The organism is Nonomuraea sp. NPDC050394 (assembly GCF_044459065.1).
Taxonomy (GTDB): Bacteria; Actinomycetota; Actinomycetes; order Streptosporangiales; family Streptosporangiaceae; genus Nonomuraea.
The window spans coordinates 84,534-107,755 of record NZ_JBITIO010000014.1 but is presented as its reverse complement, the minus strand read 5'-3'; the positions used below and the strand labels follow the sequence as shown (position 1 = coordinate 107,755).

General features: G+C 71.8%; 22 protein-coding genes. 13 read left to right on the top strand and 9 right to left on the bottom strand.

Going from position 1 to position 23,222, the window contains the following annotated elements; genetic code table 11:
* Nucleotides 1-88: 88 nt before the first annotated feature.
* Together ACIBKY_RS40940 and ACIBKY_RS40935 are read left to right on the top strand one after the other, a co-directional pair.
* Nucleotides 89-1,138 carry a glucose 1-dehydrogenase gene (locus ACIBKY_RS40940; protein WP_397105653.1) on the top strand — a complete coding sequence of 350 codons (1,050 nt, stop codon included), beginning with the start codon at nt 89-91 and terminating at the stop codon, nt 1,136-1,138.
* Between the two features lie 75 nt (nt 1,139-1,213).
* On the top strand, nt 1,214-2,113 hold the full coding sequence (locus tag ACIBKY_RS40935) for an alpha/beta fold hydrolase (RefSeq protein ID WP_397105651.1): 900 nt from the start codon (nt 1,214-1,216) through the stop codon (nt 2,111-2,113).
* 5 nt (nt 2,114-2,118) lie between these two features.
* Here the strand turns inward: ACIBKY_RS40935 and ACIBKY_RS40930 are convergent, their stop codons facing one another.
* Together ACIBKY_RS40930 and ACIBKY_RS40925 are read right to left on the bottom strand one after the other, a co-directional pair.
* Nucleotides 2,119-2,991 carry a dihydrodipicolinate synthase family protein gene (locus tag ACIBKY_RS40930; RefSeq protein WP_397105649.1) on the bottom strand — a complete coding sequence of 291 codons (873 nt, stop codon included), beginning with the start codon at nt 2,989-2,991 and terminating at the stop codon, nt 2,119-2,121.
* A complete protein-coding gene (locus ACIBKY_RS40925; RefSeq protein WP_379614131.1) occupies nt 2,988-4,163 on the bottom strand; it encodes a mandelate racemase/muconate lactonizing enzyme family protein in 1,176 nt (391 codons plus the stop codon). Before ACIBKY_RS40925 ends, ACIBKY_RS40930 begins: the two co-directional genes overlap by 4 nt.
* A 137-nt stretch (nt 4,164-4,300) precedes the next feature.
* Between ACIBKY_RS40925 and ACIBKY_RS40920 the strand changes: the two genes are divergently transcribed.
* Nucleotides 4,301-5,017, top strand: coding sequence for a FadR/GntR family transcriptional regulator (locus ACIBKY_RS40920; RefSeq protein ID WP_397105647.1), 717 nt, complete (start codon nt 4,301-4,303; stop codon nt 5,015-5,017).
* Nucleotides 5,018-5,106: 89 nt separating this feature from the next.
* Here the strand turns inward: ACIBKY_RS40920 and ACIBKY_RS40915 are convergent, their stop codons facing one another.
* The 5 genes from ACIBKY_RS40915 to ACIBKY_RS40895 are packed head-to-tail and all read right to left on the bottom strand — an operon-like array spanning nt 5,107 to nt 11,762.
* Complete coding sequence (locus ACIBKY_RS40915) at nt 5,107-6,366, bottom strand: mandelate racemase/muconate lactonizing enzyme family protein (RefSeq protein WP_397105645.1); 1,260 nt, start codon at nt 6,364-6,366, stop codon at nt 5,107-5,109.
* Nucleotides 6,363-8,723, bottom strand: coding sequence for a DUF4838 domain-containing protein (locus tag ACIBKY_RS40910; protein WP_397105643.1), 2,361 nt, complete (start codon nt 8,721-8,723; stop codon nt 6,363-6,365). The genes ACIBKY_RS40915 and ACIBKY_RS40910 overlap by 4 nt, the downstream gene beginning before the upstream one ends.
* A 2-nt stretch (nt 8,724-8,725) precedes the next feature.
* Nucleotides 8,726-9,535, bottom strand: a complete 810-nt coding sequence (locus tag ACIBKY_RS40905; RefSeq protein ID WP_379614123.1) for a carbohydrate ABC transporter permease — start codon at nt 9,533-9,535, stop codon at nt 8,726-8,728.
* Nucleotides 9,536-9,549: 14 nt separating this feature from the next.
* Nucleotides 9,550-10,500, bottom strand: coding sequence for a carbohydrate ABC transporter permease (locus ACIBKY_RS40900; protein ID WP_397105641.1), 951 nt, complete (start codon nt 10,498-10,500; stop codon nt 9,550-9,552).
* The gene (locus tag ACIBKY_RS40895) at nt 10,497-11,762 is read right to left on the bottom strand and encodes an ABC transporter substrate-binding protein (protein ID WP_397105639.1); all 1,266 of its coding nucleotides are present in this window, start codon (nt 11,760-11,762) and stop codon (nt 10,497-10,499) included. The genes ACIBKY_RS40900 and ACIBKY_RS40895 overlap by 4 nt, the downstream gene beginning before the upstream one ends.
* A 159-nt stretch (nt 11,763-11,921) precedes the next feature.
* On the opposite strand from ACIBKY_RS40895, the gene ACIBKY_RS40890 reads away from it, so the two are divergent.
* Nucleotides 11,922-13,424 (top strand): right-handed parallel beta-helix repeat-containing protein, encoded by a 1,503-nt coding sequence (locus tag ACIBKY_RS40890; protein ID WP_397105637.1) that lies wholly within the window; start codon nt 11,922-11,924, stop codon nt 13,422-13,424.
* Nucleotides 13,424-14,350, top strand: a complete 927-nt coding sequence (locus ACIBKY_RS40885) for a hypothetical protein (RefSeq protein WP_397105635.1) — start codon at nt 13,424-13,426, stop codon at nt 14,348-14,350. Before ACIBKY_RS40890 ends, ACIBKY_RS40885 begins: the two co-directional genes overlap by 1 nt.
* 108 nt (nt 14,351-14,458) lie before the next feature.
* Here the strand turns inward: ACIBKY_RS40885 and ACIBKY_RS40880 are convergent, their stop codons facing one another.
* Nucleotides 14,459-15,451, bottom strand: a complete 993-nt coding sequence (locus tag ACIBKY_RS40880) for a Gfo/Idh/MocA family protein (protein ID WP_397105633.1) — start codon at nt 15,449-15,451, stop codon at nt 14,459-14,461.
* A gap of 94 nt (nt 15,452-15,545) precedes the next feature.
* On the opposite strand from ACIBKY_RS40880, the gene ACIBKY_RS40875 reads away from it, so the two are divergent.
* Nucleotides 15,546-16,385, top strand: a complete 840-nt coding sequence (locus ACIBKY_RS40875; RefSeq protein ID WP_397105631.1) for a Gfo/Idh/MocA family oxidoreductase — start codon at nt 15,546-15,548, stop codon at nt 16,383-16,385.
* Here the strand turns inward: ACIBKY_RS40875 and ACIBKY_RS40870 are convergent.
* Nucleotides 16,360-17,085 (bottom strand): alpha/beta hydrolase, encoded by a 726-nt coding sequence (locus tag ACIBKY_RS40870; protein ID WP_397105629.1) that lies wholly within the window; start codon nt 17,083-17,085, stop codon nt 16,360-16,362. The two genes, ACIBKY_RS40875 and ACIBKY_RS40870, sit on opposite strands and share 26 nt — an antisense overlap.
* A gap of 36 nt (nt 17,086-17,121) precedes the next feature.
* Between ACIBKY_RS40870 and ACIBKY_RS40865 the strand changes: the two genes are divergently transcribed.
* The 7 genes from ACIBKY_RS40865 (at nt 17,122) to ACIBKY_RS40835 (ending at nt 23,219) form a co-directional block, all read left to right on the top strand.
* Entirely contained in the window at nt 17,122-18,300 is a 1,179-nt protein-coding gene (locus tag ACIBKY_RS40865) for an enolase C-terminal domain-like protein (RefSeq protein WP_397105627.1), read from the top strand.
* A 51-nt stretch (nt 18,301-18,351) separates the two neighbouring features.
* A complete protein-coding gene (locus ACIBKY_RS40860; protein WP_397105625.1) occupies nt 18,352-19,194 on the top strand; it encodes an NAD(P)-dependent oxidoreductase in 843 nt (280 codons plus the stop codon).
* Entirely contained in the window at nt 19,191-19,952 is a 762-nt protein-coding gene (locus tag ACIBKY_RS40855) for an amidohydrolase family protein (RefSeq protein ID WP_397105623.1), read from the top strand. The genes ACIBKY_RS40860 and ACIBKY_RS40855 overlap by 4 nt, the downstream gene beginning before the upstream one ends.
* On the top strand, nt 19,949-20,881 hold the full coding sequence (locus tag ACIBKY_RS40850) for a Gfo/Idh/MocA family protein (protein ID WP_397105621.1): 933 nt from the start codon (nt 19,949-19,951) through the stop codon (nt 20,879-20,881). The genes ACIBKY_RS40855 and ACIBKY_RS40850 overlap by 4 nt, the downstream gene beginning before the upstream one ends.
* Nucleotides 20,878-21,627 carry a creatininase family protein gene (locus ACIBKY_RS40845; RefSeq protein ID WP_397105619.1) on the top strand — a complete coding sequence of 250 codons (750 nt, stop codon included), beginning with the start codon at nt 20,878-20,880 and terminating at the stop codon, nt 21,625-21,627. The genes ACIBKY_RS40850 and ACIBKY_RS40845 overlap by 4 nt, the downstream gene beginning before the upstream one ends.
* Complete coding sequence (locus tag ACIBKY_RS40840; RefSeq protein WP_397105617.1) at nt 21,624-22,331, top strand: NAD-dependent epimerase/dehydratase family protein; 708 nt, start codon at nt 21,624-21,626, stop codon at nt 22,329-22,331. The genes ACIBKY_RS40845 and ACIBKY_RS40840 overlap by 4 nt, the downstream gene beginning before the upstream one ends.
* Nucleotides 22,332-22,463: 132 nt before the next feature.
* Nucleotides 22,464-23,219, top strand: a complete 756-nt coding sequence (locus tag ACIBKY_RS40835; protein ID WP_397105615.1) for a putative protein N(5)-glutamine methyltransferase — start codon at nt 22,464-22,466, stop codon at nt 23,217-23,219.
* Nucleotides 23,220-23,222: the final 3 nt, after the last annotated feature.

Below are 23,222 nucleotides of genomic sequence, written 5' to 3'. Positions count from 1 at the left end.
GTGCCAATTCTTGGCGTCCTTGACCGCACACAGGGCAGATGGCGGGCAGTTATCGGGTCGAACCCCGCGAACGGACAAGGACAGGCTCATGCGTGCACTCACCATCGCCCCCGGCGCCACCGGTTCCCTGCGCGTCGAGGACGTGCCCGACCCCGTCCCCGGCGCGAACGACCTGCTGGTCGAGGCCATCGCGCTCGGCGTCTGCGGCACCGACCGCGAGATCGCGGACGGCGAGTACGGCTGGGCCCCGCCCGGCCGCGACCGGCTGATCCTCGGCCACGAGAGCCTGGGCCGGGTCCGCGAGGCGCCGCGGGGCAGCGGCTTCCTGGCGGGCGACCTGGTGGTCGGCATCGTCCGCCGCCCCGACCCGGAGCCGTGCGGAGCCTGCGCCCACGGCGAGTTCGACATGTGCCGCAACGGCCGCTACACCGAGCGGGGCATCAAGGAGATCGACGGCTTCGGCTCCGAGCTGTGGACCGTCGAGACCGACTACGCCGTCAAGCTGGCCCCGTCCCTGGAGGAGGTCGGCGTGCTGATGGAGCCGGCCACCGTCCTGGCCAAGGTGTGGGACCAGATCGAGCGCATCGGCGAACGCGCCTGGTACGGCCCGCGTACCGTCCTGGTCACCGGCGCCGGCCCGATCGGGCTGCTGGCGGCGCTGCTCGGCCGGCGGCGTGACCTGGAGGTGCACGTGTTCGACCGGGTCGCCGACGGACCCAAGCCGGACCTGGTCCGCGACCTCGGCGGCACGTACCACACCGGCGACGTCATCGAGGTGGCCGAGCGGATCGCCCCGGACATCGTCGTCGAGGCCACCGGCGTCTCCGAGGTGGCCGTCGGGGTGATGGCGACCAACGGCCCGGCGGGCATCGTCTGCCTCACCGGGGTCACGCCGACCGGCCGTCCGCTGCGGGTCGACGCCGGCACGCTCAACCGCAATATCGTGCTGGAGAACGACCTGATCTTCGGGTCGGTCAACGCCAATCGCCACCATTATGAGCAGGCCGCCACGGCGCTCGCCGAAGCCGACCACGACTGGCTGAAACGGCTGATCACCCGCCGGGTCCCGCTGGAGCGCGCGCACGAGGCCTTCGAGCCCGGCGACGACATCAAAGTGGTCCTCGATTTCGGTAAGTAGCGCCTTTCCCGAAGACGAAACGCAAAGGTGGAATGCTGCTAGCTTTTCTCCCGGGTCTTTCTTGAAGGGAAGCCGATGGCTGAGGAAAAGGCGCTGAACGTGGGGCCGGCCGGCATCGAGGTCGCCTACGAGCGCCACGGCGACCCCGACGACCCGCCCCTGCTGATGATCATGGGCATCGGCGGCCAGCTCGTGTCCTGGCCGGGCGGCCTGGTGGCGGAACTGGTGGCCCGCGGCCTGCACGTGATCCTGTTCGACAGCCGGGACAGCGGGCACTCGACGCACCTGCGCGACGCGCCCGTTCCCGACGTGGCCGCCGCCATGGCCGGAGACCTGTCCATGGTCGCCTACACGCTGTCCGACCTGGCCGCCGACTGCGCCGGCCTGCTGGACACGCTCGGGCTGGGCAGCGCCCACGTCGCCGGCGCCTCGATGGGCGGGATGATCGCGCAGACGATGGCGATCGAGCACCCCGGCCGGGTCCGGTCGCTGACCTCCATGATGTCCACGACCGGTGACCCCTCCGTGGGGCGCTCGAACGCCGAGGCGCTGCGCGCGATGGGCGGCGGCGCGCCGCCTGCCAGCCGGGAGGAGTACGCCGACCAGGCCGTCAGGGCGATGAGCGTGCTCGGGTCGCCGGGGTTCGAGCCCGATCTGGCCGGGGCGCGGGAACGGGCGGAGCGGGTTTACGACCGGGGATGGGATCCGGCCGGCATGGCGCGTCAGGCGGTCGCGGTGATCGCCTCGGGGGACCGTACCGGCAGGCTGCGGGACGTCGTGGCGCCCACGCTGGTGATCCACGGCGCCGACGACGTGATGTTCGACGTCAGCGGCGGGAAGGCCACGGCGGCGGCCGTCCCGGGGGCCGAGCTCGTGGTGGTCGAGGGCATGGGCCACAACTTCCCCAGGCAGCTGTGGCCCGATCTGGCCGCGCGGATCGCCGCCCTGGTCCGGCGCGCGGAAAAGGGGCGCTGACCACCTCAGCCGGAGATGGCCTTCTCCAGCACCCGCAGTTCCTCGGTGCCGAGGTCGCGCAGCGGGGCGCGGCAGTATCCGGCCGTTCTGCCCCTGATCCGCAGGACGCCGCGGTAGAGCGCCAGGTCGCCCACCCCGCGTACCGGCGGCTGGAAGAGCATGCGGCGCAGCGGCAGCAGCTCAGCCCACCGGGCGCGGGCCAGGGACAGATCGCCGGCGCGCACGGCGTCCCGCACGCCCACGGCGGCGGCGGGGACGATGTTGAGCAGCCCGCTGATCCACCCGTGCGCACCGCCGGCCAGCGCCTCCACCGGCGAGGTGAACCCGCCGTAGAAGGCGTGGAAGCCGGGCAGCGCCGACAGCTCGCTCAACTGGTGCACGGTGGGCAGCGTGCTCTTCACCCCCTGGATGACCCCGTCGGCGTGCAGCGCCGTCAGGTCGGGGACGTCCAGCGCGGGGACGGCGGCGTTGGCCGGGATGTTGTAGACCCAGATCGGCGGCCCGCCGGCCGCCGCCACCGCGCGGTAGTGGCCCAGCACCTCCTCGCGCGAGGGCCGCTGGAAGTAGGGGAGCACGACCAGCGCCGCCGCGGCACCCGCCGCCTCGGCGTGGGCGGTGAGCGCGACGGTCTCCGCGGTGGTGTAGGCGCCGGTCCCGGCCAGCACGGGAACCCGGCCGGCGACCGTCGCCATGGCCGCCTCCAGCAGCGCCCTGCGCTCCTCGCCGGTCAGCGCCACGAACTCGCCGCTGGTGCCGCCGACGACCAGCCCGTGCGCGCCCTCGCCGACCAGCCAGTCCAGATGGTCGGCGGTCGCGTCCAGGTCCAGGCGCCCGGACCGGTCGAACATGGTCAGCGCGGCCGGGTAGACGCCGTTCACCGGGTGCCGCCGGCGTCGTACTCGGGGCGGAAGGGGTGCTTGACGATCTCCTCGATGCGCAGCTTGGGCCCGAGGCCGGGCGCGTCGGAGACCACCCACTCGCCGTTGCGCACTTGGGGCGGGTCCTCGGTGTAGCGCTCCCAGAACACCATCTGCTCCGGCGTGAGCATCGACTCGGAGATGAGCAGGTTGGGCAGCGTGGCGCCGAGTTGCCAGGTCGCCGCGCTGGCCAGGGGCCCGAAGGGATTGTGGAAGGCGATCGACACCGCGTTCGCCTCGGCCAGCGTCGCGATGCGCTTGGCCGCGGTGATGCCGCCGCAGAAGATCACGTCCGGCTGTGCCACCGACAGCGCGCGCCGCTCAAGGAACGGCGCCGCCGCGTACGGCCCGGCCCAGCGTTCCCCGGCGGCGATCGGCGTCGTGGACCGGCGCGTCACCTCGGCCAGCCACTCCGGCCGCTCCGGCGGCACCGGCTCCTCCACGAACGCCAGCCGGTACGGCTCCAGCACCTCGCACAGCCGGATCGAGTTGGCCACGTTGAGCCGTCCGTGGCAGTCGAGCATCAGGTGCACGTCGGGCCCGGCGACCTCCCGCGCCGCCTCGAAGTACTCGGCCAGCAGCGGCCAGAACCAGTTGGGCAGCAGCTCGGTCTCGGTCTGCCGGGCGGGGATGGCGGCCGGTGTCTCGTGGTGGACGCTGGAGACCTTCGTGTAGAAGCCGGGCAGCGTGGTCTTGATCGCGGTGAACCCCATGGCCAGCCGGTCGGCGATCTCGTCGGCGAACTGCTCGGGCGTCTCGGTCGCCCTGGCGTGCGTGTAGACGGGCACGGAGTCGCGGAACTTCCCGCCCAGTAACCGGTGCACGGGTACTCCGAGAGCCCTGGCGTTGAGGTCCCACAGCGCCACGTCGATGGCGGAGATCCCGATCGTCAGCAGTGTCCCGCCGAGGAAGGAGTCGCGGTACATGCGCTCGAAGTGCTGCTCGATGCGGGTGGGGTCCTTGCCGACGAGGTACTCGCCGAGTTCCTCGACGATCGCGGAGACGGTCTTGGTCCGGCGGCGCATCGCGACCTCGGCCACTCCCTCCACGCCTTCGTCCGTCTCGATCCTGACGTAGATCGCGTTGTAGTACCCGAACTCGGCGATCCACTGCCGGACGGCGGTCACGCGCATGAGATGGCTCCTTCTCCCGATGATGTCCTCATCGTCCGAACAGAAAGGACCTAAGTCAAGAGTCTCAAGTTTTGCGGCCAAAATTGGGCTGATGGTCTACGATGACGTGGAACATAGGACATGAGTGGAGGCGAGACGTGGACACCGAGGCATTGCCGCGCGGGCGCGCGCTGCTGGGCACCCGAGTCGCCGCCCTGATCACGGACTACATCAGGAAGCAGGGCCTCAAGGAGGGCGACGAGCTCCCGTCGGAGGCCAGGCTGGCCGAGGAGTACGGCGTGAGCCAGCGCGTGGTCCGCGACGCCTTCCGCTCGCTCAGCCAGCAGGGCGTCATCCGCACCCGGCAGGGCAAGCGCGCGGTGGTCAGCGAGCTGCGCCCGGTCGCCGTCCACAGCTACTTCCGCCTGGCCATGGAGGCCGACGGCTCGGCCATAGACGAGCTGGTCGAGATGCGCCTGGCCCTGGAGACCAAGGCGGCCGGGCTGGCCGCGGCCAGGATCACCGACCGCGAGCTGGAGGGCCTGCGCGCACTGCTGGAGGAGGCCGACGCGGTCGGCGACGACCTGCGGCGGCGGGTGGAGCTCGATCTCGCCTTCCACCTCGGCATCGTCAAGGCCGCCCGCAACCGCTTCTTCACCGCGGTGCTGGAGGCCCTGTCCGACGTGCTGGCCAACGAGCGCGAGAAGGGCAAGGAGCTGACGGAGTTCCTCGGCGAGACGCACGCCGAGAGCGACGCCGAGCACAAAGCCCTGCTGCTCGGCCTCGGCACCCGCGACGCGGCGCTGGCCGAGCAGCAGATGCGCGCCCACCTGGAACGTGTGCAGCGCACCTTCCGCGGCGACGACCTGGAGTAGGGCCACCCGGAGCAGGCCGTGACCAAAGCGGGCCACACCCTGGAGCCGACCACTGCCTGGAGTGCCACGGTCCGTGGCACTCCGGCAGGTCACTCCCAGACCGGTGCCCGCTCCGCCTCCCGGTAGCGGCGGTCGAACTCGGCCGTGCCGTCGTCCTCCCATACCTCCAGATCGGCCCCGCGCGGCTGCACCGGCAGGTTGCCCACGTACCTGCACTCCTCGAACAGCTGCTTGATCCCGGCGTAGCGGCGCACCCGGCCGTCGCCGAGGTGGAAGCCGAGCAGCTTGCGCGACGGCGTCGGCGTGAACCCGTCCGGCACCCGCCAGCGCTCCAGCGCCTCCTCGTCGAACTCCACGCCCAGCCCCGGCGACTCGGGCACCCTCGCGTAGCCGCCCCTGATCTCGATGGGCGTGGTGATCAGGTCGTCGGCGTAGACGTTGAGGCAGGTGACCGCCGGCCAGCGGGCGTGGGTGAGCACGGCGCCCAGGTGCAGCGTCCACGCCGTGGTCAGTCCTGGCCCGACGATCTGCAGGAACAGATCCTTGTTGAAGGCCGCGGCCTGCAGGCCCTGCGCGATCGTCCCGGCCACGCCGGCGTTGCACGAGACGAAGCCGTCGATGGCGTCCTCGCGCATCCACACGGGGAACAGCGCCTTGTTGTAGTGCTCGGCCAGCGGCCGGTCGACGCGGGCGCGCAGCGCCTTCTGCCCGGCCACGTCCGACTGGAGCACCGGCGACTCGTAGACCCCGACGCGCGGGCTGCGGTCGAGCTCGCGCAGCACCTCGACCGCCTCGCCGGGCGTGCGCAGCATGCCGTTCCAGTCGAGGTCGAGGACGTAGGTGCCGGGCGTGACCGCGGAGATGGCGGCCACCTGCTCGTGGATGTCGAACCACGGCCTGGCCTTGAGCTTGTGCGCCAGGTAGCCCTCGGCCAGCGCGTCCTTGGCCTCCTCCGCCAGCACGCCGGCGGGCATCTTGGTGCTCCACCAGGCCAGCGGGCACCACTGGCGGACCATCGGCTGGCCGAGCAACTGGTACACCGGCACGCCCAGGGCCTTGCCCGCCACGTCATAGAGAGCCATCTGGAGGCCGGCGCCCAGCGAGTCGTCGCCCATCAGTTCGGCGGGGTGGCGGTCGAGGACCCGGGCCACGGACGCGTCGGTGGTCCTGGCCCAGGTGTAGTGGGGCAGGCTCTCGCCGTACCCGATGAGGCCGGGGGAGCTCGTGCGGACCCGCACCACCTCCACGACGGCGAACTCGGAGACGAGGATCTCGTTCCACGTCCGCGAGCGCTCCCTGAACGGCACCCGCAGGGTGACGCGCTCGACGGCGGTGACGCGCAGGCTCACGGAGCCTCCTTGGCGATGTTGAGCAGGGAGATGTCGTCGAAGTCCACCGTGACCTCGGCGGCGCTGTCCACCAGGAAGATGAGCTCGACCCCGCCGACGGGGATGTTGCGCGCCTTGTCGGGGATCTCGCAGTCGAGCCGCAGCGGGGTCCAGGTGTCGTTGGCGCGCAGGCTGATCACGGGGGAGCGCACGGAACTGCTCGGGATGGGGGTGCCCGCGGCGTCGCACAGGTCGAGCGCGAGCTGCACCGACGCCGCGGTGCCCGCCGGTGCCCGGTAGGAGGCGGTGAACCTGGCCAGGCCGGGCGTGACGGCGATCTTCTGGCACGGCCCGCCCCAGCCCTCGCCGCTCACCCGCAGCACCGCCTGGTCCGGCGGGCGGGAGACGGCCCTGGTGCCGTTGGAACGGGGCAGCAGTGTCCACGGGGGCAGGCCGGAGGTGAGGTCCGGGTTGACGACGAGGTTGGGCGCGGGCAGGCCGCGCAGCACGAGCGCGGCGTAGGGGTTGGCCGCCGACAGGCTCCTGGCCAGGTCGGTGACCGGGCCGCCGGTGGGCTCGTGGGCGCGGATGTAGGCCACGACGCCCCAGTACTCGCCCGCGTTCCAGCCCGTCCAGACCAGGTTCGGGTGGGAGGCGGGGTTCATCTGCAGCACCAGCACCGGGTCGGTGGCGAACTCCTTGATCAGCGCCAGCCGCCGCGCCGCCTGGTCCAGGCGCCGCTGATGCGCGTCCGCGCTGCTTTGGAGCATCGCGAGCGCGGCCTCCTGCGTCGCGGGCGGGGTGACCGCGCGCGGGTAGCTGAGCGCCGAGGCCTCGTAGAACTCGTACGCGCGCCGCAGCACCGTCGCCCTGGCCCGCTGCGGCGCCGTGGCCGCCCGCGCCACCACCGAGTCGAGCAGGGTACGGCTGCGCGTCATGTCACCGTCCTGGACCAGCTCCAGGTAGTGCGGCAGGTTGAAGGTCTGGTACGTGGCGTCCGGCAGGAACCACGCCGAGCCGGGCGCCCGCTCGGCCCAGAACTTCTCCCATAAATCGAAATAGGCCAGCAGATCCCCGGCGGCCGCCTGGCCGACGGCGCGCTCGCACCACTCCCGCTGGAGCGCCACCGGGTCGGCGTCGGCGTTCCACTGCAGCTTGGCGCTCACCCACGGCTTGGGACCCTCGCCCCAGTTCGGGTAGAGCTCGGCGTAATGGGCGACGATGCCGCGTGCCTTCGCGTAGCGCATGGTCTTGGCGTAGCGGCGGGTGAACATCCTCGGCAGCAGGTACGGCGCGCCGTACAGGTAGTCGTAGAACCCGAGCTGCGAGCTGACCGCCAGCCACCGCTCGACCAGCGCGTGCCCGGCCGACTCGACGGCAGGGTCGGTCCAGGCGTAGCGGTCCTGCGTGAGGAAGGGCACCACCTGCCGGTGCAGCTTGAACGACGGCGGCGTCTCCAGCTTGCGGTAGGCCAGCAGCCCGAACCGCTTGCCGGGACGCTCCAGCAGCACCCGGCGCACGACCTCGTTGACCCAGGCGTAGTAGGCGGGCACCGGATCGGCCTCGGCGAAGCCTTCGCCGTCGTTGACCCCGAGCGAGTACGAACTCGCCCCGGGGTTGGCGGTGAAGTACTCCAGGATCCCGGTGACGGCGGCGTCGATCGTGCCGGGAACGGTGAAGGCGGGCTGCCAGCCGGTCAGCTTGCCGGGCGGCGGGGGCTTGCCGCCCGGGTAGAACTCGGGATTCGACACGCCGTAGCGCTCGACGGGGAAGAGCGCGTGCAGGTTGTGGTGGAAGGCGATGGGCTCGGTGGTGGTGCCCTGCATGCGGTTGCGGCGGGCCCACAGCTGCTGGAGCGGGTAGCGGGTGTCGCGCAGCGGGCTGAAGGAACGCATGGCGAAGGAGGGCTTCTGACAGAGCGCGACCGCGGGCACCTCCAAGCCGGACAGGGCCGGAACGTCGTCGCCGTCGGGGCCCGGCATCAGCCAGCGCACCCCGGCGTAGCGCTCCAGGAACTCGCGCACGCCGTTGGCGGTGCCGGTGGGGCTTGGTCCGACCACGGTGAGGCTGCCCTGGTAGGGCCGGATCAGGAAGCCGTCCCTGTCGAGCTTGGCCAGCAGGCCGGGAACGGCGGGATCGGGGCCGGGCGAGCCCACGTGGACGGGCGTCAGGCCGGGCGCCGCGGTCCTGGGCAGGCGCACGCCGGTGGCGCGCTCGACGTAGGCGACCAGCTCGGCGGCGGCCTCCTCCGCGTCGGGCGGGGCGATGACCGCGGCCATCGCCCTGCCCGAACGCACGATCGGCAGGCCCGCCTTGGGGCGGATCCACGGTGTGGCGGCGACGGCCCCGGCGAGACCGAACAACTGGCGGCGTCTCATGATCACTTCCCGTATCCGGCGGCGATGCCCTCGATGAGGCGGCTGCTCATCCACAGATAGAGCAGCAGAAGGGGGATGACGACGATGCAGATCCCGGCGAACAGCACCGACCAGCGGGCGCCGGTGTACTGCATGGTCTGGATGAAGTTGAGCAACGTGAGCGAGATCGTCTTCTTCTCCTGCAGGAACGACAGGGCGAAGAACGTCTCACCCCAGTCGCCGATGGCCTGCAGGATGAACAGCGCCAGCAGTCCCGACCTGGTCAGCGGCAGCATGATCCGCCAGTAGGTGCGGTAGGGGCCGGAGCCGTCGAGGGCCGCGGCCTCCTCCAGCTCGCGGGGGAGCGAGGAGAAGAAGGCGGTCAGGAAGAAGACGGCGAACGGAAGATTGGTGGCGATGTAGACGATCAGCAGACCGCCGAGAGAGTCGATCAGCCCGACCCGGTCGAGGCCCAGGTAGATCGGGATCATGATGGCCGGGGCGGGGATGCCGAGTCCCAGCGCGAAGAAGATGGTGACCGGGCCGGACAGCCGCCAGCGGAAGCGGGCCAGCACGTACGCGGCGGGCGCGGCCAGCACGATCGTGCCGAGCCCGCTGCCGATCACCAGCAGCAGCGAGTTGACGACGCCGTCGCCGAAGGCGGCCGAGGTCCAGGCCTCGCCGTAGTTGCCCCACTGCGGGGAGGCGGGCAGGCCCCAGGGGTCCTGGACCACCTCCCGCGTGGTCTTCAGCGACGACAGGGCCATCCAGGCCACGACGAACAGGTCGAACAACGCCAGCGACCAGGCCAGCGGCATGGCGAGGAGTCTCATGTGACCTCCTTGCGTCAGTAGGTGGCCTGCTCGCGGCGGCCCATGACCCGCCGGACCAGGACGGTGAGCACGACCGTGAGCAGCATGGTCAGGACGGCTGCCGCCGAGGCGATGCCGTACCTGGGGACGCCGTCGGAGGGGAAGGCGCCGGCGTAGGCGTAGACGGAGAACGTCCACAGGCCGGTCGGCGGCAGGCTGCCGGTCGCCCCGGCGAAGACCAGCACGAACTCGAACGTCTTCAGCGCGCCGATCGCCCACAGCACCGCGCAGACGCCGATGACGTCCCACATCAGCGGCAGCGTGATGTGCCAGAAGCGCGTGAGCGGACCGGCGCCGTCGAGTTCGGCGGCCTCGTAGAAGTAGCGGGGGATGCGGTCGGCCGCGGCCATGAAGATGACCGTGTACGTGCCCGCGGCCAGCCAGGTCATCCCGGCCATGACCGTGGTGAACATGTTCTCCGGCGCCAGCCACAGCGGTGGCTCCGCCACCCCGAGCGACTTCAGCACCGAGTTGGCCAGCCCGTCGGGGTCCAGCAGGAAGCCCCACAGGATCGCGATCACCAGTCCGGGCACCAGGCTCGGAAAGAAGATCACCGCCCGCACGAACTTCCTGCCGACCATGTCCTGCAGCAGCATGGTCAGCGTGAACGCGATGACGAAGACCGCCGCGCCCACCAGCACCAGGATCTTCATGGTGTTGGCGAAGGAGGTGCCGAAGACGGGGTCGGCGACCATCTCACGGTAGTTGGCCAGCCCCGCCCACTCCATGGCGCCGACCCCGGCCCACTCGTTGAAGCTGATCCAGACCGTGATCACGCTCGGCACGATCATCACCAGCGCGTAGACGAGCAGCGCGGGCAGCAGGAACGGGCCGATCATCCGCCGCCGCGCGGCCTCGAACGGGCTGCCGCCACGCCGTGATCGGGGAGCGGCCGTGACCGGAGGCCGCTCCAGGACCGCGGTCATCCTTTGGACTTCCAGTAGGCGGCCGACTGCTCGGCCATCTGCTTGGTGAAGTCGGCGGCGCCGATCTTGCCGAACAGGAGCTGGTCGCTGAGCGGCAGCAGGACCTTCGTGTTGAAGTCGCCCATGTCCAGGACGTCGGCCTTGTTGATCTCGCCGCTGTCGAGGGCGGCCTTCAGGTCGGCCACCTGCGGCGCGGCGGGCACGTCCTTGCGCACCGACATCTCCAGCGCCACCCCGGCCACCTTGTCCTGGTACTTCTTCTGCAGGAAGAAGGCCAGGAACTTCTTGGCCGCGTCAGGGTTGGCCGCCTTGACCGGGATGCCGAAGCCGGTGGTGGTGACGTTCATCGTGGGCGCCTTGCCCTCGACGGACGGGAAGCGGAACGCGCGGAACTCCAGGCCGGGCTTGGCGTACGGTGCGACCTCCTTGGGCAGGTAGGTGCCCTGGTAGAGGAAGTCGGACTCGCCGTTGGCCCACTTCTGCTGCATGGCGGGGAACTTGGCGGCGTTGAAGCCGTCGGGGAAGTAGCCGCCCTTGGCCAGCGCCTCCACCATCTGGGCCGCCTTGAGCACCTCGGGCTTGAGCCAGCCCTGGCCGCTCTTGTCGGGGGCCAGCGCGTGCCAGCCCTCGTCGCCCATGATCGCGCGGGCGAAGTGCTCCAGGTAGCGCATGTTGTAGTTGGGGATGCTGCCGTCCTGGCCGAGCGGCCTGCGGCCCTGGGCCTTGCGCTCGTCCAGGACCTTCACGAACTCCTCCCAGGTCTTGGGCGTGGTGGGGAAGTCCTTGCCGTTGTAGAACCAGCCGTACGTGGAGACCTGGTACGGCATCTGGGCCAGCACGCCCTGCGACGAGGTGGCCATGCGCTTGTAGGCGTCTCCGACGGTCTGCCCGACCGTGGCCTGCTCGCCCTGGACCGTTGCCGCGTACACGTCGGACAGGTCGAGCGCGCCCTTGGCTGCGGCGAACTGGCGGGTCAGCTCCCTGTTGTTGCCCTCGATCAGGTCGGCGGGCACGTTGGCGGTGTTCAGGCTGGGCAGGAACGACTTCATCGCGGTGCGGCCCTTCCACTGCACCCTGACCTTGACGCCGGTGGCCTTCTCGAAGTCCTTGAACGCCTCGGCGAGCACCTTCTGGTTCGGCTCGCCTTCCGACCACATGCTCCAGACGCGCAGTTCCGCCGCCTTCTCGCCGCTTCCTCCGGAGCCGCAGGCGGTGGCGGCCAGGGGGAGGGCGAGCAGGCTCGCAGCGATTCTTAACCTCATGTTTCTTGCCTCTCGCCAAGTAAGACATAGGACAGACCATCGTGTGTGCTCACGGTACAGCTCAATGCTGGTGGGTCAATAGCCCACTTGACGGACATGTCGCCGAGGCATACATTCCGCTCAATCTTCCGTCCTAGGTCCTACTTGAAAGGACTTATCGTGACTTCAACGGATCGACGGCGTGTGCTGGGGTTGCTGGGAGTGTCGGCGGCGGCGGTGGTCCCGCTGGCCGCGAGCCCCGCTCAGGCCCAGACCCGGTTCAAGGAGAACGATCTCAACGTCTACCCCGCCTCCGCGTTCGGCGCGGTGGGCAACGGCACCACCGACGACTCCGCGGCGTTACAACGCGCGATCGACGCCGCCTCCGCCGCCGGCGGCGGATCGGTGCATCTCGGCGCGGGCAAGCGCTACCTGCTCGGATCCCCTCTGCGCCTCAAGAACGGGGTGAGCCTGCGGTCGGAGCGGACCGGGGCCACGCTCGTGCTCTCCGCGGGATACAGCCAGAGCCACGTGATCGACGGGAGCGGGCTGTCCGTCGTGGGCCTGCGGAACCTGGCGATCCTCTGCGACGATCGGGCCTCCCTGACGCGGGCCGTACATCTGACGGGTTGCAAGGACGTGCTGATCGAGAACGTGCACCTGGAGGGACTCAAGGCCGGCGCGTACGAACCCCTGCCCGGCACGGCCTCCACCGCGCTGCTGCGCCTGACCGACTGCCACCGCGTCCACGTCGGCGGCTGCCGGATCAGCAAGGCCTACGTCGGGATCAACGTCAACGGCAACGGAACCAACATCACGGTCGACGACTGCGACTTCCAGGACGTCACCCAGTTCGGCCTGCACGTGCTCGGCAACACCGAGTCGCACACCGAGTACCTCACGGTCAGCCGCAACCGCCTCGAACGCATCGGCGGCAAGCCCGGCCAGGTCGGCTACCCGATCTACATCACCTGCGGCGGCAACAACCCGGCCGCGCACAAGCACCGCTTCGTGCGCGCGATGGACAACCTGGTCATCGGCAACAAGCTCGCCTACGGCCAGGGCGGCAACGCCGACCTGCTCGCCGTCTACGACATCTTCGACGGCATCTTCGAGCGCAACACGCTCTTCTACGGCGGCGACGCCGGCCTGTCCACCGACCGCTGCAGGAAGCTGGTCATCTCCGACAACATCGTCGGCCACTGCAACACCGTCGGCATCAACGTCTGGCAGTCCAACGACGTCACCGTCACCGGCAACGTCGTCTACAACAACCACCAGAACTACGGCGGCGGCCTCAGCAACGAGCCGCGCGGCGGCATCAGGACCTACGCCCGCACCGGCTTCAAGGCCGAGAACGTGGTCATCAGCGGCAACCGCAGCTTCGACGACCAGGAGGTCAAGACCCAGGACTACGGCATCTTCATCCACGCCAGGACCCGCGGCGTGGACATCGGCGCCAACACGCTCACCGGCAACAAGGAGGGCATGTTCCGCACCGGCACGCAGGAGGACGTCAGCTACTCCTTCACCGTGACCCGCGCCGCCGCGCCCACCGAGGGCTGGTGGGAGAAGGGCATGGTCGTCCAGAACCGCAACCCCGCCGCCGGTCAGCCGTTCGGCTGGGTGTGCACCGTCTCCGGCAAGCCCGGTACCTGGCTGCCCCTCCCGGGTCCGGCCTGATGGACCGCCGCGCCCTGTTCGGCGGTACCGCGGCGCTGGCCGCGAGCGGGCTCGTGCTCGCCGCCCCCGGCGACGCCGCAGGCCTCTACGTGGAACGGCTCGGCGCCCGGCAGCTCATGGTCTGGACCCGCGAGCCCGGCCACCTGTGGATCCGCTACGACCTGCGCCACTTCACCGACACCACCAAGCGCATGGACGCCTGGCGCATCCAGGAGATCACCGCCGTACGGCAGGCGGGCCCGCCGCCGGCCACGGCCGAGGGCATCCAGCTCGCCACGGCCGCCGCCTACCCGTACGCCATCAAACCGGCCGGTGCGCCCGACCACTTCGGCGGCCTCCACGGCGACGAGCTCCTGCGGAGCCTGCTCTTCCTCGTGGACGGCCGCGCCGCCGTCCCGTCCGGCATCATCCGGGCGGGGGAGTTCGAGCTGACCCAGGACACCCAGGTCCTCGATCCGGCCGTCGAGGCGCCGACGGTCCTCGGCGACATGAACGTGCGCCACATCTTCACCGCCGCCGGGCTGCGGATCCGGTGGGTGCTGCGCTGGCGGGCCGCGCGGGCCATCGAGTTCGCGTACGGTGCCATGCTCCCGGCGGTCAGGGCCGAGGGGGTCACCACCCGGTTCCGCTACCTGGACCAGGCGATCGAGCACAAGATCGGCACGCCGGGGCATCGGGCGCCGCCGGCCGACAGCTACGGCGCGGAGCTGTACAACACGGTCAACGGGGCGACGATGTCGGTCGAGGTCGAGCCCGGGTTCTTCAACGGCTACGCGCAGTCGGACGGGCGCGGGGTCTGGGTCTACGACGGCGACACGTACAACAAGGTCTATCCGACCCGGGTCAGCAAGCCGGGCAGCGAGCAGGTGGCGCCCGGCGACATCTGGCGGCTGGACGCGGTCTATCGCATCCGTTACCCGGAATGACTGTTTGGTAGGTGACCGGGGCGGGAGGGGGATGCGGTATTTTCTCCCTCCCGCCCCGGTTTCCCCTGCCTTTAGCGGCCTCGGAAGGCAGGGAAATCTGGAGAGGCCTCAGGCGGGCCTGGTGGGGGCGCCGCCGTTGCGGGCGGACTCGTACACGGCCAGGACCAGCGCGAGCGCGGCCCGTCCGTCGGCCGAGGTGACCTCGGGGGCGCGCCCCTCGGCGGCCGCGGCGATGAAGTCGGTGAGCTGGGCGCGGTGCGACTCCGGACCCAGGCGGGCGGGGGCGTTCTGGGCGCGGTCCTCCTCGCCCACCCGGAAGCTGGTCGGCACCTCGTTGTCCACGATCGCGTGCCCGGCGTCGCCATGGACGGAGACGCGCACGCTGGCCCCGCCGTACGCGGCGGTGCTGGCGAAGACGCGGCCGAGCGCGCCGTTCGCGAACCGGATGGCGGCCACGACCGTGTCCTCGACCTCGATGTTCTCGTGCGCGAGCAGCCCCGAGTAGGCGCTGACCGACTCCACCGGCCCGAGCAGGGCCAGCAGCAGGTCCACCACGTGCACGCCCTGGTTCATGAGCGCGCCGCCGCCGTCCATCGCCCAGGTGCCGCGCCAGCCGCCCGAGTCGTAGTACGACTGGGGACGCCACAACGTGACCTCGGCCGTCCCGGAGGTCAGCCGGCCCAGTTCGCCGCTGTCGACGGCCGCCTTCACCGCGCGGAAGGACGGTTCGAAGCGGCGCTGGCTGATCACGGTCACGCTCTTGCCGCTCTCGCGCTCGGCCGCGATGATCCGGTCGGCCGCGGCCAGCGAGATGTCGATCGGCTTCTCGACGACCACGTGCTTGCCCGCCTTCAGCGCGGGCACCGCCGCGTCCGCGTGCAGGCCACTGGGCAGGCAGATCACCACGGCGTCCACGTCGTCGCGGGCGTAGAGCTCCTGCGTCGAGCCGAGCGCCGCGCAGCCGTGCTTTCCGGCGAGCTCCTTCGCCCGCGCCAGGTCGTTGTCGGCGACGGCGACGAGCTCCGCCGTTCCTGCCATGTCCGCGATGAGCCTGGCGTGCAAGCCGCCGATGACTCCGCTCCCGACGATCCCGAACCGCACGGACCACCTCCACGTCGTAACTTATGACCTAGGACTCTAGATGTCTTCCGGGAAATAGGTCAATATGCCGGTATAACGAGAGAAGGAGTGCACCATGAGGCTCGGACTGATCGGGCTCGACAACACCCACGCCGACCACGCCATCCGCCACCTCAACACCGAGCGCGCCCTGGGCGACGTCCGCATCGTGGCCCTTTGCGGAGGTACGGCGGAGCGCACCGCCCAGCTCTCCGGCCAGGGCGGCGTCGAGTTCGGCGTGGACCGGCCCGAGGACCTGATCGGCCGGATCGACGCGGCCATCGTCATGGACAGGGACGGCGACCTGCACAGGCCCCACGCCGAACCCCTGCTCAAGGCGGGCGTGCCGGTCTTCGTGGACAAGCCGCTGGCCGGGACATCGGCCGACGCGGAGGCGATCCTGGCCGCGGCCAGGACGGGCGGCGTACCCGTGACCTCCTCCAGCGCGCTGCGCTGGGCGGTGGAGGCGATGCGCGACCGGCTGGAGGAGCTCGGGCCGATCCGCTCCGTGGTCGCCACCGGCCCCGTGCAGCGCGAGAGCCCGTACGGCGGAGTGGCCTTCTACGGCGTGCACGTCGTGGAGATGGCCCTGCACCTGCTGCCCCCGCCCGAGGGTGAGCCGCAGATCTCGGTGCTGCCCGGCGGGGTGCTGGCCGTGGCGCGGGCGGGTGCCGCTCACGCGGTGCTCAACCTGGTCGAGCGCGACGCCGACGGCGCGGTCCCCTTCGCCGTCCAGGTGACGGGTACCCGCGGGGTCCTCGCCGAGCGGCTCTCGCTGGGCAAGGACTACACGCTGCCCGCGCTGCGCCGGTTCGCCGAGATGGTGGAGAGCGGGAAGCGGCCCTTGGACGAGGAGGCCCTGCTGGCGCCGGTCCGGATGCTGGAGGCACTCACCCGCGCAGTACCTCCGCGATGAACACCTCGATCTCGGCCTGCGCCCGCGCGCTGTCCTTGCCGCCCGGCTCGTAGAAGAAGCCGTGCTCGGCGCCCGGCAGCAGCACCACGCGCGCGCCGGGGAGCGTCGCGGCCAGTTCGCGCACGTGCTCGTGCGGGAAGAAGCGCTCCTTTCCGACCACGATGAACAGCATGGGCGGCGCGGTCGCCGGGTCGGCGTGGTGCGCGGGCGAGGCGGCGGCGTAGTCGCCGTCGGCCAGGTGCTCGACGGCCGCGCGGATCCCGGGATCCATCCCCGGCCAGGGCCGCAGGCTCGCGCCCGGCCCGTTGAGGCTGACGCACCCGGCGGGCTCCAGGCCGTTGGGCGCCAGCGACAGCAACGTGGCCAGGTGGGCGCCGGCCGAGCTGCCGACCAGGAACACCGGCAGCTCGCCGAGCCCGCGCTCGTGCAGGTGGGTCAGGAGACGCCGGTACCCGTCGGCGACGTCGTCCAGCAGCGCGGGCAGCCGCTCGCCCACCCGGTAGCCGAGCGAGGCGCTGATGACGCCCCGCGCCCCGGCCCGCCGCATCTGCTTGTGCCACTGGGCGGCCTCGCCCGCGCGCCAGCCGCCGCCGTGCACGAAGCACAGCGCGTAGGGTGCGTGCGCGGCCGGCGGGTGCAGCAGGTCGAGCCGGCGGCGCGGGTGCGGCGGGCCGTCGTACGGCAGGACACGAATGCTCATGGCTAGATCCTAGGTCCTAAGTTTGGAGGACGGCAGATGACGAATGTGCGCATCAGACAGGCCGGTGCCGACTTCAAGGAGGTGATCCTCGACCACCCGCTCAGACTGGCCGGCGCCACGGTCGACCGGTTCACGCTCGCGGTGGTGACGGTCGAGGTGGAGACCACGGACGGGCGCCTGGCCGAGGGGCGCGGCGCGAGCGTGCTGTCGGTCCCATGGGCCTGGCCGCGTTCGCCGCTGAGCTGGCACGCGCGCGATCAGACGCTGCGCGACATGGTCACCGGCCTGTGCGCGGACACCGGGTCGGCGCCGGGCGACCCGCTGGAGATCTGCGCCGAGCTGGAAGCGCGCCTGTCCGGGCCGCGCGGGGTGCCGAGGCTGGCGGCGTCGCTGGTGCTGGGGGCGGTGGACAACGCGGTGCACGACGGCTGGGCCCGCGCGGCGGGCCGCCCGGCCGCCGAGCTGTACCCGGAGGCGCTGGCCGACACCCGGCTGTCGGCCCTGCTGAAGGAGGGGCTCGGCGAGCCCAGGACCCGCCTGCCCGTCCAGCACGTGGTGGGCGTCGGCGACCCACTCGACGAGGTACGCGCCTGGCTCGAACGCGACGGCATCCGGCACGTCAAGGTCAAGGTCGCCGGCCGGGACCCGCGGGCCGACGCCGCCCGGATCACCGCGGTCCACGCCCTTCTCGGCCGCGGCGGAAGTGTATCCGTGGACCCGAACGAGGGCTGCGGGAGCGCCGCCGAGGCCGCCGCGATGCTGGACGCCCTGCCGTCCGAGGTCCTCGCCGATGTGGTCTACCTGGAACAGCCCGTACCCAGGGACGCGGCCCCCGACCCTGACGGCATGCGGGAACTGGCCCGCCGCGCCCCCGTCCTGGCCGACGAGTCGCTGGCCGGCGTCGCCGACCTCGACCGGCTCGCGGAGGGCGGCTGGAGCGGTGTGGTCGTCAAGGCCGCCAAGGGTCAGAGCCTCGCCCTGCGCAGCTGGGCCTACGCGAGGGAGCATGGCCTGGCCGTGATGGTCCAGGACCTCACCGCCGTGGACCTGGCACTGGCGCACTCGGCCCGGCTGGCCGCGACGCTGCCGTGGTCGTGGCCGCCGTTCGAGTGCAACAGCAGGCAGTACGCGCCGCGGGCCAATGACGGCCTGGCGTTCATGGCGGTCCGGGAGGGCCAGATCACCCTGGAACCACCCCATCCCGGCATCCGATGAAATAGGACCTAGGTCTTTTCTTCTGGTCGATGTCCGCCTAGAGTCGGGGCCGTGCGAGTGGCATGGATAGGCACCGGGCTGATGGGCGAGCCGATGGCACGAAGGGTGCTGGAGGCGGGCCATCGGGTCACGGTCTTCAACAGGACACCGGCCAGGACAGCGGACCTGGCCTCCAGGGGAGCCGAGGTCGCCGGGTCGGTCGGCGCGGCCGTGGCGGGCAGCGAGGTGGTGGTCACGACGCTGCCCTACCCGGCCGACGTCGAGCGCGTCTACGGCGAGGTCCTCCACCACGCGGGCGCGGACCTGGTCGCCGTGGACTGCTCCACCTCCTCACCCGCGCTGGCCCGGGACCTGGCCGAGCGGGGCGCGGCGCGCGGCGTCGCCGTCCTGGACGCGCCGGTCAGCGGCGGCCCCGCCGGAGCCCAGGCGGGCACCCTGTCGGTGATGGCCGGCGGTGATGCCACGGCCCTGAAACGAGTCGGGCCGGTGCTCGCCGCCTTCGCCGGCACCGTGGTGCACCATGGCGGGCCGGGCGCCGGGCAACTGGCCAAGCTGGTCAACCAGACGCTGGTGGCCGGGGTGACGCTGGCAGCCTGCGAGGCGTACGCGCTGGCCGGGCACGGCGGGCTCGACGTCGAGAAGGTCCTGGCCTCCGTACGGCCGGGCGTGGCCGGCTCGCCTCTGCTGGACTTCCTGTGGGGCAGGCTGCGTGCGGGCGACCTGGAGCCCGGCTTCAAGCTCGACCACTTCATCAAGGACCTCACGCTGGCCGGCGAGGCCGCGGGCGGGCTGGACCTGTCCGGTCTCGCCAACGTGATCGAGGTGGCCGAGCGGGTCAGAGCCGTCCACGGCGGCGACCGGGGCACGCAGGCGCTGATCAAGGCGGCCGAATGATCATCGATTCCCACGTGCACGTCGGCACCTGGAAGTACCCCGAAATCTCCGCCTACCTCCCGTGGATGACCGACGTCGACGCCGCCGTCCTCGTCCAGTTCGTCGGCAACACCGACAACTCCTACCTGCTGCGCTGCGCCGAGGCCCATCCCGGCAGGTTCGCGGTCGTCGCCATGGTCGACACCGAGACGCACGGCGCGCCCGCGCACGTCGCCCGCCTGGCCGCATCCCCCCACGTCAAGGGCGTGCGGCTGTGGGCGGCCACCCGTTCACCCGGCCCCGACCCCTACGCGCTGTGGCGGGCCATCGCCGCCGCGGGGCTCGTGGCCAGCGTGCGCGGCCCGCTCGCCGACATCGCGGACCCGGCCTTCGCCACGCTGCTCGACGAGGTGCCCGGCCTCACGGTACGCCTGGAGCACCTCGGCTTCACCACCTATCCCGACGCCGACCCGGCCCACTTCGGAAGGTTCCTGGCGCTGGCCGAACGCCCCCTTGTCCACACCATGTGGGCGGGCTTCCACGCCAACAGCGGCCGGCCGTACCCGCACCCCGACGCCGATCCCTTCCTGCGCGAGGCGGTCGCCGCCTACGGTGCCCGGCGGGTCACCTGGAGCGGCGACTGGAACCGGCCCGACCCCGGGCCGGGCGACTACAAGTCCGCGATCGACCACGTGCTGGAGCGCCCCTACCTCACCGACGAGGACAAGCGCTGGATCCTCGGCGGCGCCTGCGCCGCGCTGTTCGGCATGGGCGGATGACACCCCGCCTGGGCATCGTCGGCCCCGGCGCCATCGCGGAGCGGCACGCCGCCGCCCTCGCCGCGGCCGGCGCCGACCTGGTCGCCGTCGCCGGTCCCGATCGCGCTCAGACCGCCGCGTTCGCCGCGCGCTTCGGGATCAAGCAGGTGTACGGCACCGCAGGCGACCTCTACGCCCACCCCGGTCTCGACGCGGTCGTCATCGCCACCCCGCACGCCTGCCACGCCGCGCAGACCCTGGCCGCGCTCGACGCCGGCCTGCACGTGCTGTGCGAGATCCCGCTGGCCCTGAGCCTGGCCGACGCCGAGGCGGTGGCCGAGCGGGCGCGCGCCACCGGCAGGCTGGTCGCGGTGGCGCACACGCTGCGCTTTTGCCTGCCGTACCTGCGGGTGCGTGAGGAGATCGAGCGGGGCGCGCTGAGCGTCACGCACGTCGTGGCGCGAACGCTGATGCTGCGCCAGGACGACACCGGCATGGGCGGACGGCCGCGCGACTGGACCGACGACGTGCTCTGGCACCACGGCGCGCACACCGTGGACGCGGCGCTGTGGCTGCTCGGCGCCACGCGGGCCGACGTGCACGGGGCCCGCGGCGAGCCCTGGCGGGGCGGCCCGCCCATGGACGCCGGAGCGGTGCTGCGCGTGCCCGGCGGCGCGCTGGCCACGATCGCGCTGTCCTACCATTCGCGGCTGCCCGCCCGCGAACTGACGATCATCGGGCAAGAACGCACCCTGCACCTGTCCGGCGGCCTGCTGCGCGAGCACGACGGCACGGTCCTGCTCGACTGCGGCGACCGGATGGAAGCCGACGGCCTGGCCCGCCAGGACGCCGACTTCCTCGACGCGATCACCCTCGGACGGCCGCCCGGCTGCTCCGCGGCCGACATCCTGCCCGCGACGCGGGTGCTGCACGAGTGGGGAGCACGATGAACGAACTGGCCGCCATGGTCGCCGAGGAGGCGGCGCTGGCGCTGCGCACCGCCAGGCTGGCGCTGCTGCCGATCGGGGCGACCGAGCAGCACGGCAGGCACCTGACGCTGGAGACCGACTTCGCCATCGCCGCCGCGTTCGCCCGCAGGCTGGCCGCCGGCCTCGGTCCTGACGCGGTGCTGTGTCCCGGCGTGCCGTACGGGCTGTCGGAGCACCACCTCGGATTCCCCGGCACGATGACGTTGCGGCCCGAGACGTTGCTGGCCCTGCTGCGCGATCTGGCCGAGTCGCTGGCCGAGGCGGGCGTACGCAAGGTCCTCGTGGTCAACGGCCACGGCGGCAACGTCGACGCCGTCCGGCTCGCCGCCCGCGTGCTGCGCCGCGACCACGGGGTGACGATGGCCCACGTCATGTGGGCGGGCCTGGCCGGCGACGTCATCGCCGGACTCATGGGCAGCGAGCGCTACGGCCACGCCTGCGAAGGCGAGACCTCCGTGGCCATGGTGCTCGCGCCGCACCTCGTACGCGCCGACCGGATCGGCCCGCCCGCCGAACCGCTGCCCGTCCTCCCGCACGCCGCCCCGCCCGCGCCGAGGGTGGACCTCGCGCTCGCCTACCACCGCCTGTCGGCCACGGGCGCGCTGGGCGACGCCAGGCTGGCCACGCCCGAGATGGGCCACAAGATCGTCGACACCGCCTACGGCCGGGCGCTGGAGTTCGCCCGCGCCTTCGCCGAGGAGGAATGATGCGCGTCCTGGTCGCCGGAGGCTCCGGGGCGGTCGGCGCGCTGGTGCTGCCGGCCCTGGCCGCCCGCCACACGGTGCGCGTCCTGGACCTGCGCCCGCCCGCCGAGCCCGTCGGATACGTGGAGTTCGTCGAAGGCAGCGTCACCGACCCGGCCGCGCTGAAGCGGGCGGCCGACGGCCAGGACGCCCTCCTCTACCTGGCCATGGGCAGGAAGACGGGCTGGCGCGACGGCCTCGAATGGGCACGCACCCACTTCACCGTCAGCGTGACCGGCCTCTACCTGACCATCGAGGCCTGCGCGGCGGCCGGCGTCCGGCACGTCGTCTACGCCAGCAGCATGTCCGTCTTCGCCGATTACCAGTCCCGCGACTACAGTACGGACCCCGAGCCCGACAACACCGACGCCTACGGCCTCAGCAAACGCCTGGGCGAGCAGGTGTGCGCCGCCGCCGTCACCGCCCACGGCCTGACCGCGACCGCGTTGCGCCTGGTCGGGCCGATGAGCGACGACGAGTGGGCGGCGCCGGACGTCTCCCCGGTGATGACGGCGGGCAGCGACGTGGCCGCCGCCTTCCTGGCCGCCCTGGACCACCCGCGGCCCGCCTTCGCCGCGTACACGATCACCGGCGACCACGAGCGGCGGATCCTCGACTGGACACCGGCCGAACGCGACCTCGGTTGGAGCCCCCGAGCCCGCCGGTGACGTCCCCCTATGCTTAAGCGTCATATCCTGTGAGTGACTTGAGGAGGTGAGACCGATTTCCGCAACCGAGACGCGGGCGATCTCACCAATGATGTTCGGAGACGCCCGCGGGTAATTCCGAGAGGCGTTTCCGTGTCACCCGAAGAAGTCGTCACCAAGCTCCGTGCCGCCGGCTGCGTGTTCGCCGAGGACGAGGCGGAGCTCATCCTCTCCACCGCCGCCGACCCCGGCGAACTGGCCGCCATGGTGGCCCGGCGGGCCGAGGGCTTCCCCCTGGAACAGGTCGTGGGCTGGGCGGAGTTCTGCGGCCTGCGCGTGCGCATCGATCCCGGCGTGTTCGTGCCGCGCCGCCGTACCGAGTTCCTGGTACGGCGGGCCGCCGCGCTGGCCCCCGGCCCCGGTGTGATCCTCGACCTGTGCTGCGGCTCCGGTGCCATGGGCGCCGCGCTGGCCGTCCTGACCGGCGGCGAACTGCACGCGGCCGACGTCGACCCGGCGGCGGTCGCCTGCGCCCGCCGCAACCTGGGCCAGAACGTGTACCTGGGCGATCTGTTCGACCCGCTGCCGCCGAGGCTGCGCGGCCGGGTGGACGTGCTGCTGGCGAACGTCCCCTACGTCCCGACCTCCGACCTGGCCCTGCTGCCGACCGAGGCCAGGGACCACGAGCCGCGGGTCACGCTGGACGGTGGCCCCGACGGCCTGGACGTGCTGCGGCGGGTCACCGAGGGCGCCCCGCGCTGGCTGGCCCCCGGCGGGCTGCTGCTGTTCGAGACCAGCGAACGCCAGGCCGATCGGGCCGTCGGCGCGGTCACCGACAGCGGGCTGAAGGCGCGGGTGCTGCGCTCCGAGGAGTTCCACGCGACGGTGGTCACGGGCCTGCGGCCCTGACGG

Bases quoted from the DNA above. Each gene is read 5' to 3' on its own strand.
- ACIBKY_RS40875 (WP_397105631.1), top strand. From the start codon at position 15,546: ATGAGGCTCGGACTGATCGGGCTCGACAACACCCACGCCGACCACGCC.
- ACIBKY_RS40850 (WP_397105621.1), top strand. From the start codon at position 19,949: ATGACACCCCGCCTGGGCATCGTCGGCCCCGGCGCCATCGCGGAGCGG.
- ACIBKY_RS40865 (WP_397105627.1), top strand. From the start codon at position 17,122: ATGACGAATGTGCGCATCAGACAGGCCGGTGCCGACTTCAAGGAGGTG.
- ACIBKY_RS40895 (WP_397105639.1), bottom strand. From the start codon at position 11,762: ATGAGGTTAAGAATCGCTGCGAGCCTGCTCGCCCTCCCCCTGGCCGCC.
- ACIBKY_RS40940 (WP_397105653.1), top strand. From the start codon at position 89: ATGCGTGCACTCACCATCGCCCCCGGCGCCACCGGTTCCCTGCGCGTC.
- ACIBKY_RS40840 (WP_397105617.1), top strand. From the start codon at position 21,624: ATGATGCGCGTCCTGGTCGCCGGAGGCTCCGGGGCGGTCGGCGCGCTG.
- ACIBKY_RS40900 (WP_397105641.1), bottom strand. From the start codon at position 10,500: ATGACCGCGGTCCTGGAGCGGCCTCCGGTCACGGCCGCTCCCCGATCA.
- ACIBKY_RS40885 (WP_397105635.1), top strand. From the start codon at position 13,424: ATGGACCGCCGCGCCCTGTTCGGCGGTACCGCGGCGCTGGCCGCGAGC.
- ACIBKY_RS40910 (WP_397105643.1), bottom strand. From the start codon at position 8,723: ATGAGACGCCGCCAGTTGTTCGGTCTCGCCGGGGCCGTCGCCGCCACA.
- ACIBKY_RS40935 (WP_397105651.1), top strand. From the start codon at position 1,214: ATGGCTGAGGAAAAGGCGCTGAACGTGGGGCCGGCCGGCATCGAGGTC.
- ACIBKY_RS40870 (WP_397105629.1), bottom strand. From the start codon at position 17,085: ATGAGCATTCGTGTCCTGCCGTACGACGGCCCGCCGCACCCGCGCCGC.
- ACIBKY_RS40855 (WP_397105623.1), top strand. From the start codon at position 19,191: ATGATCATCGATTCCCACGTGCACGTCGGCACCTGGAAGTACCCCGAA.
- ACIBKY_RS40845 (WP_397105619.1), top strand. From the start codon at position 20,878: ATGAACGAACTGGCCGCCATGGTCGCCGAGGAGGCGGCGCTGGCGCTG.
- ACIBKY_RS40905 (WP_379614123.1), bottom strand. From the start codon at position 9,535: ATGAGACTCCTCGCCATGCCGCTGGCCTGGTCGCTGGCGTTGTTCGAC.
- ACIBKY_RS40925 (WP_379614131.1), bottom strand. From the start codon at position 4,163: ATGCGCGTGACCGCCGTCCGGCAGTGGATCGCCGAGTTCGGGTACTAC.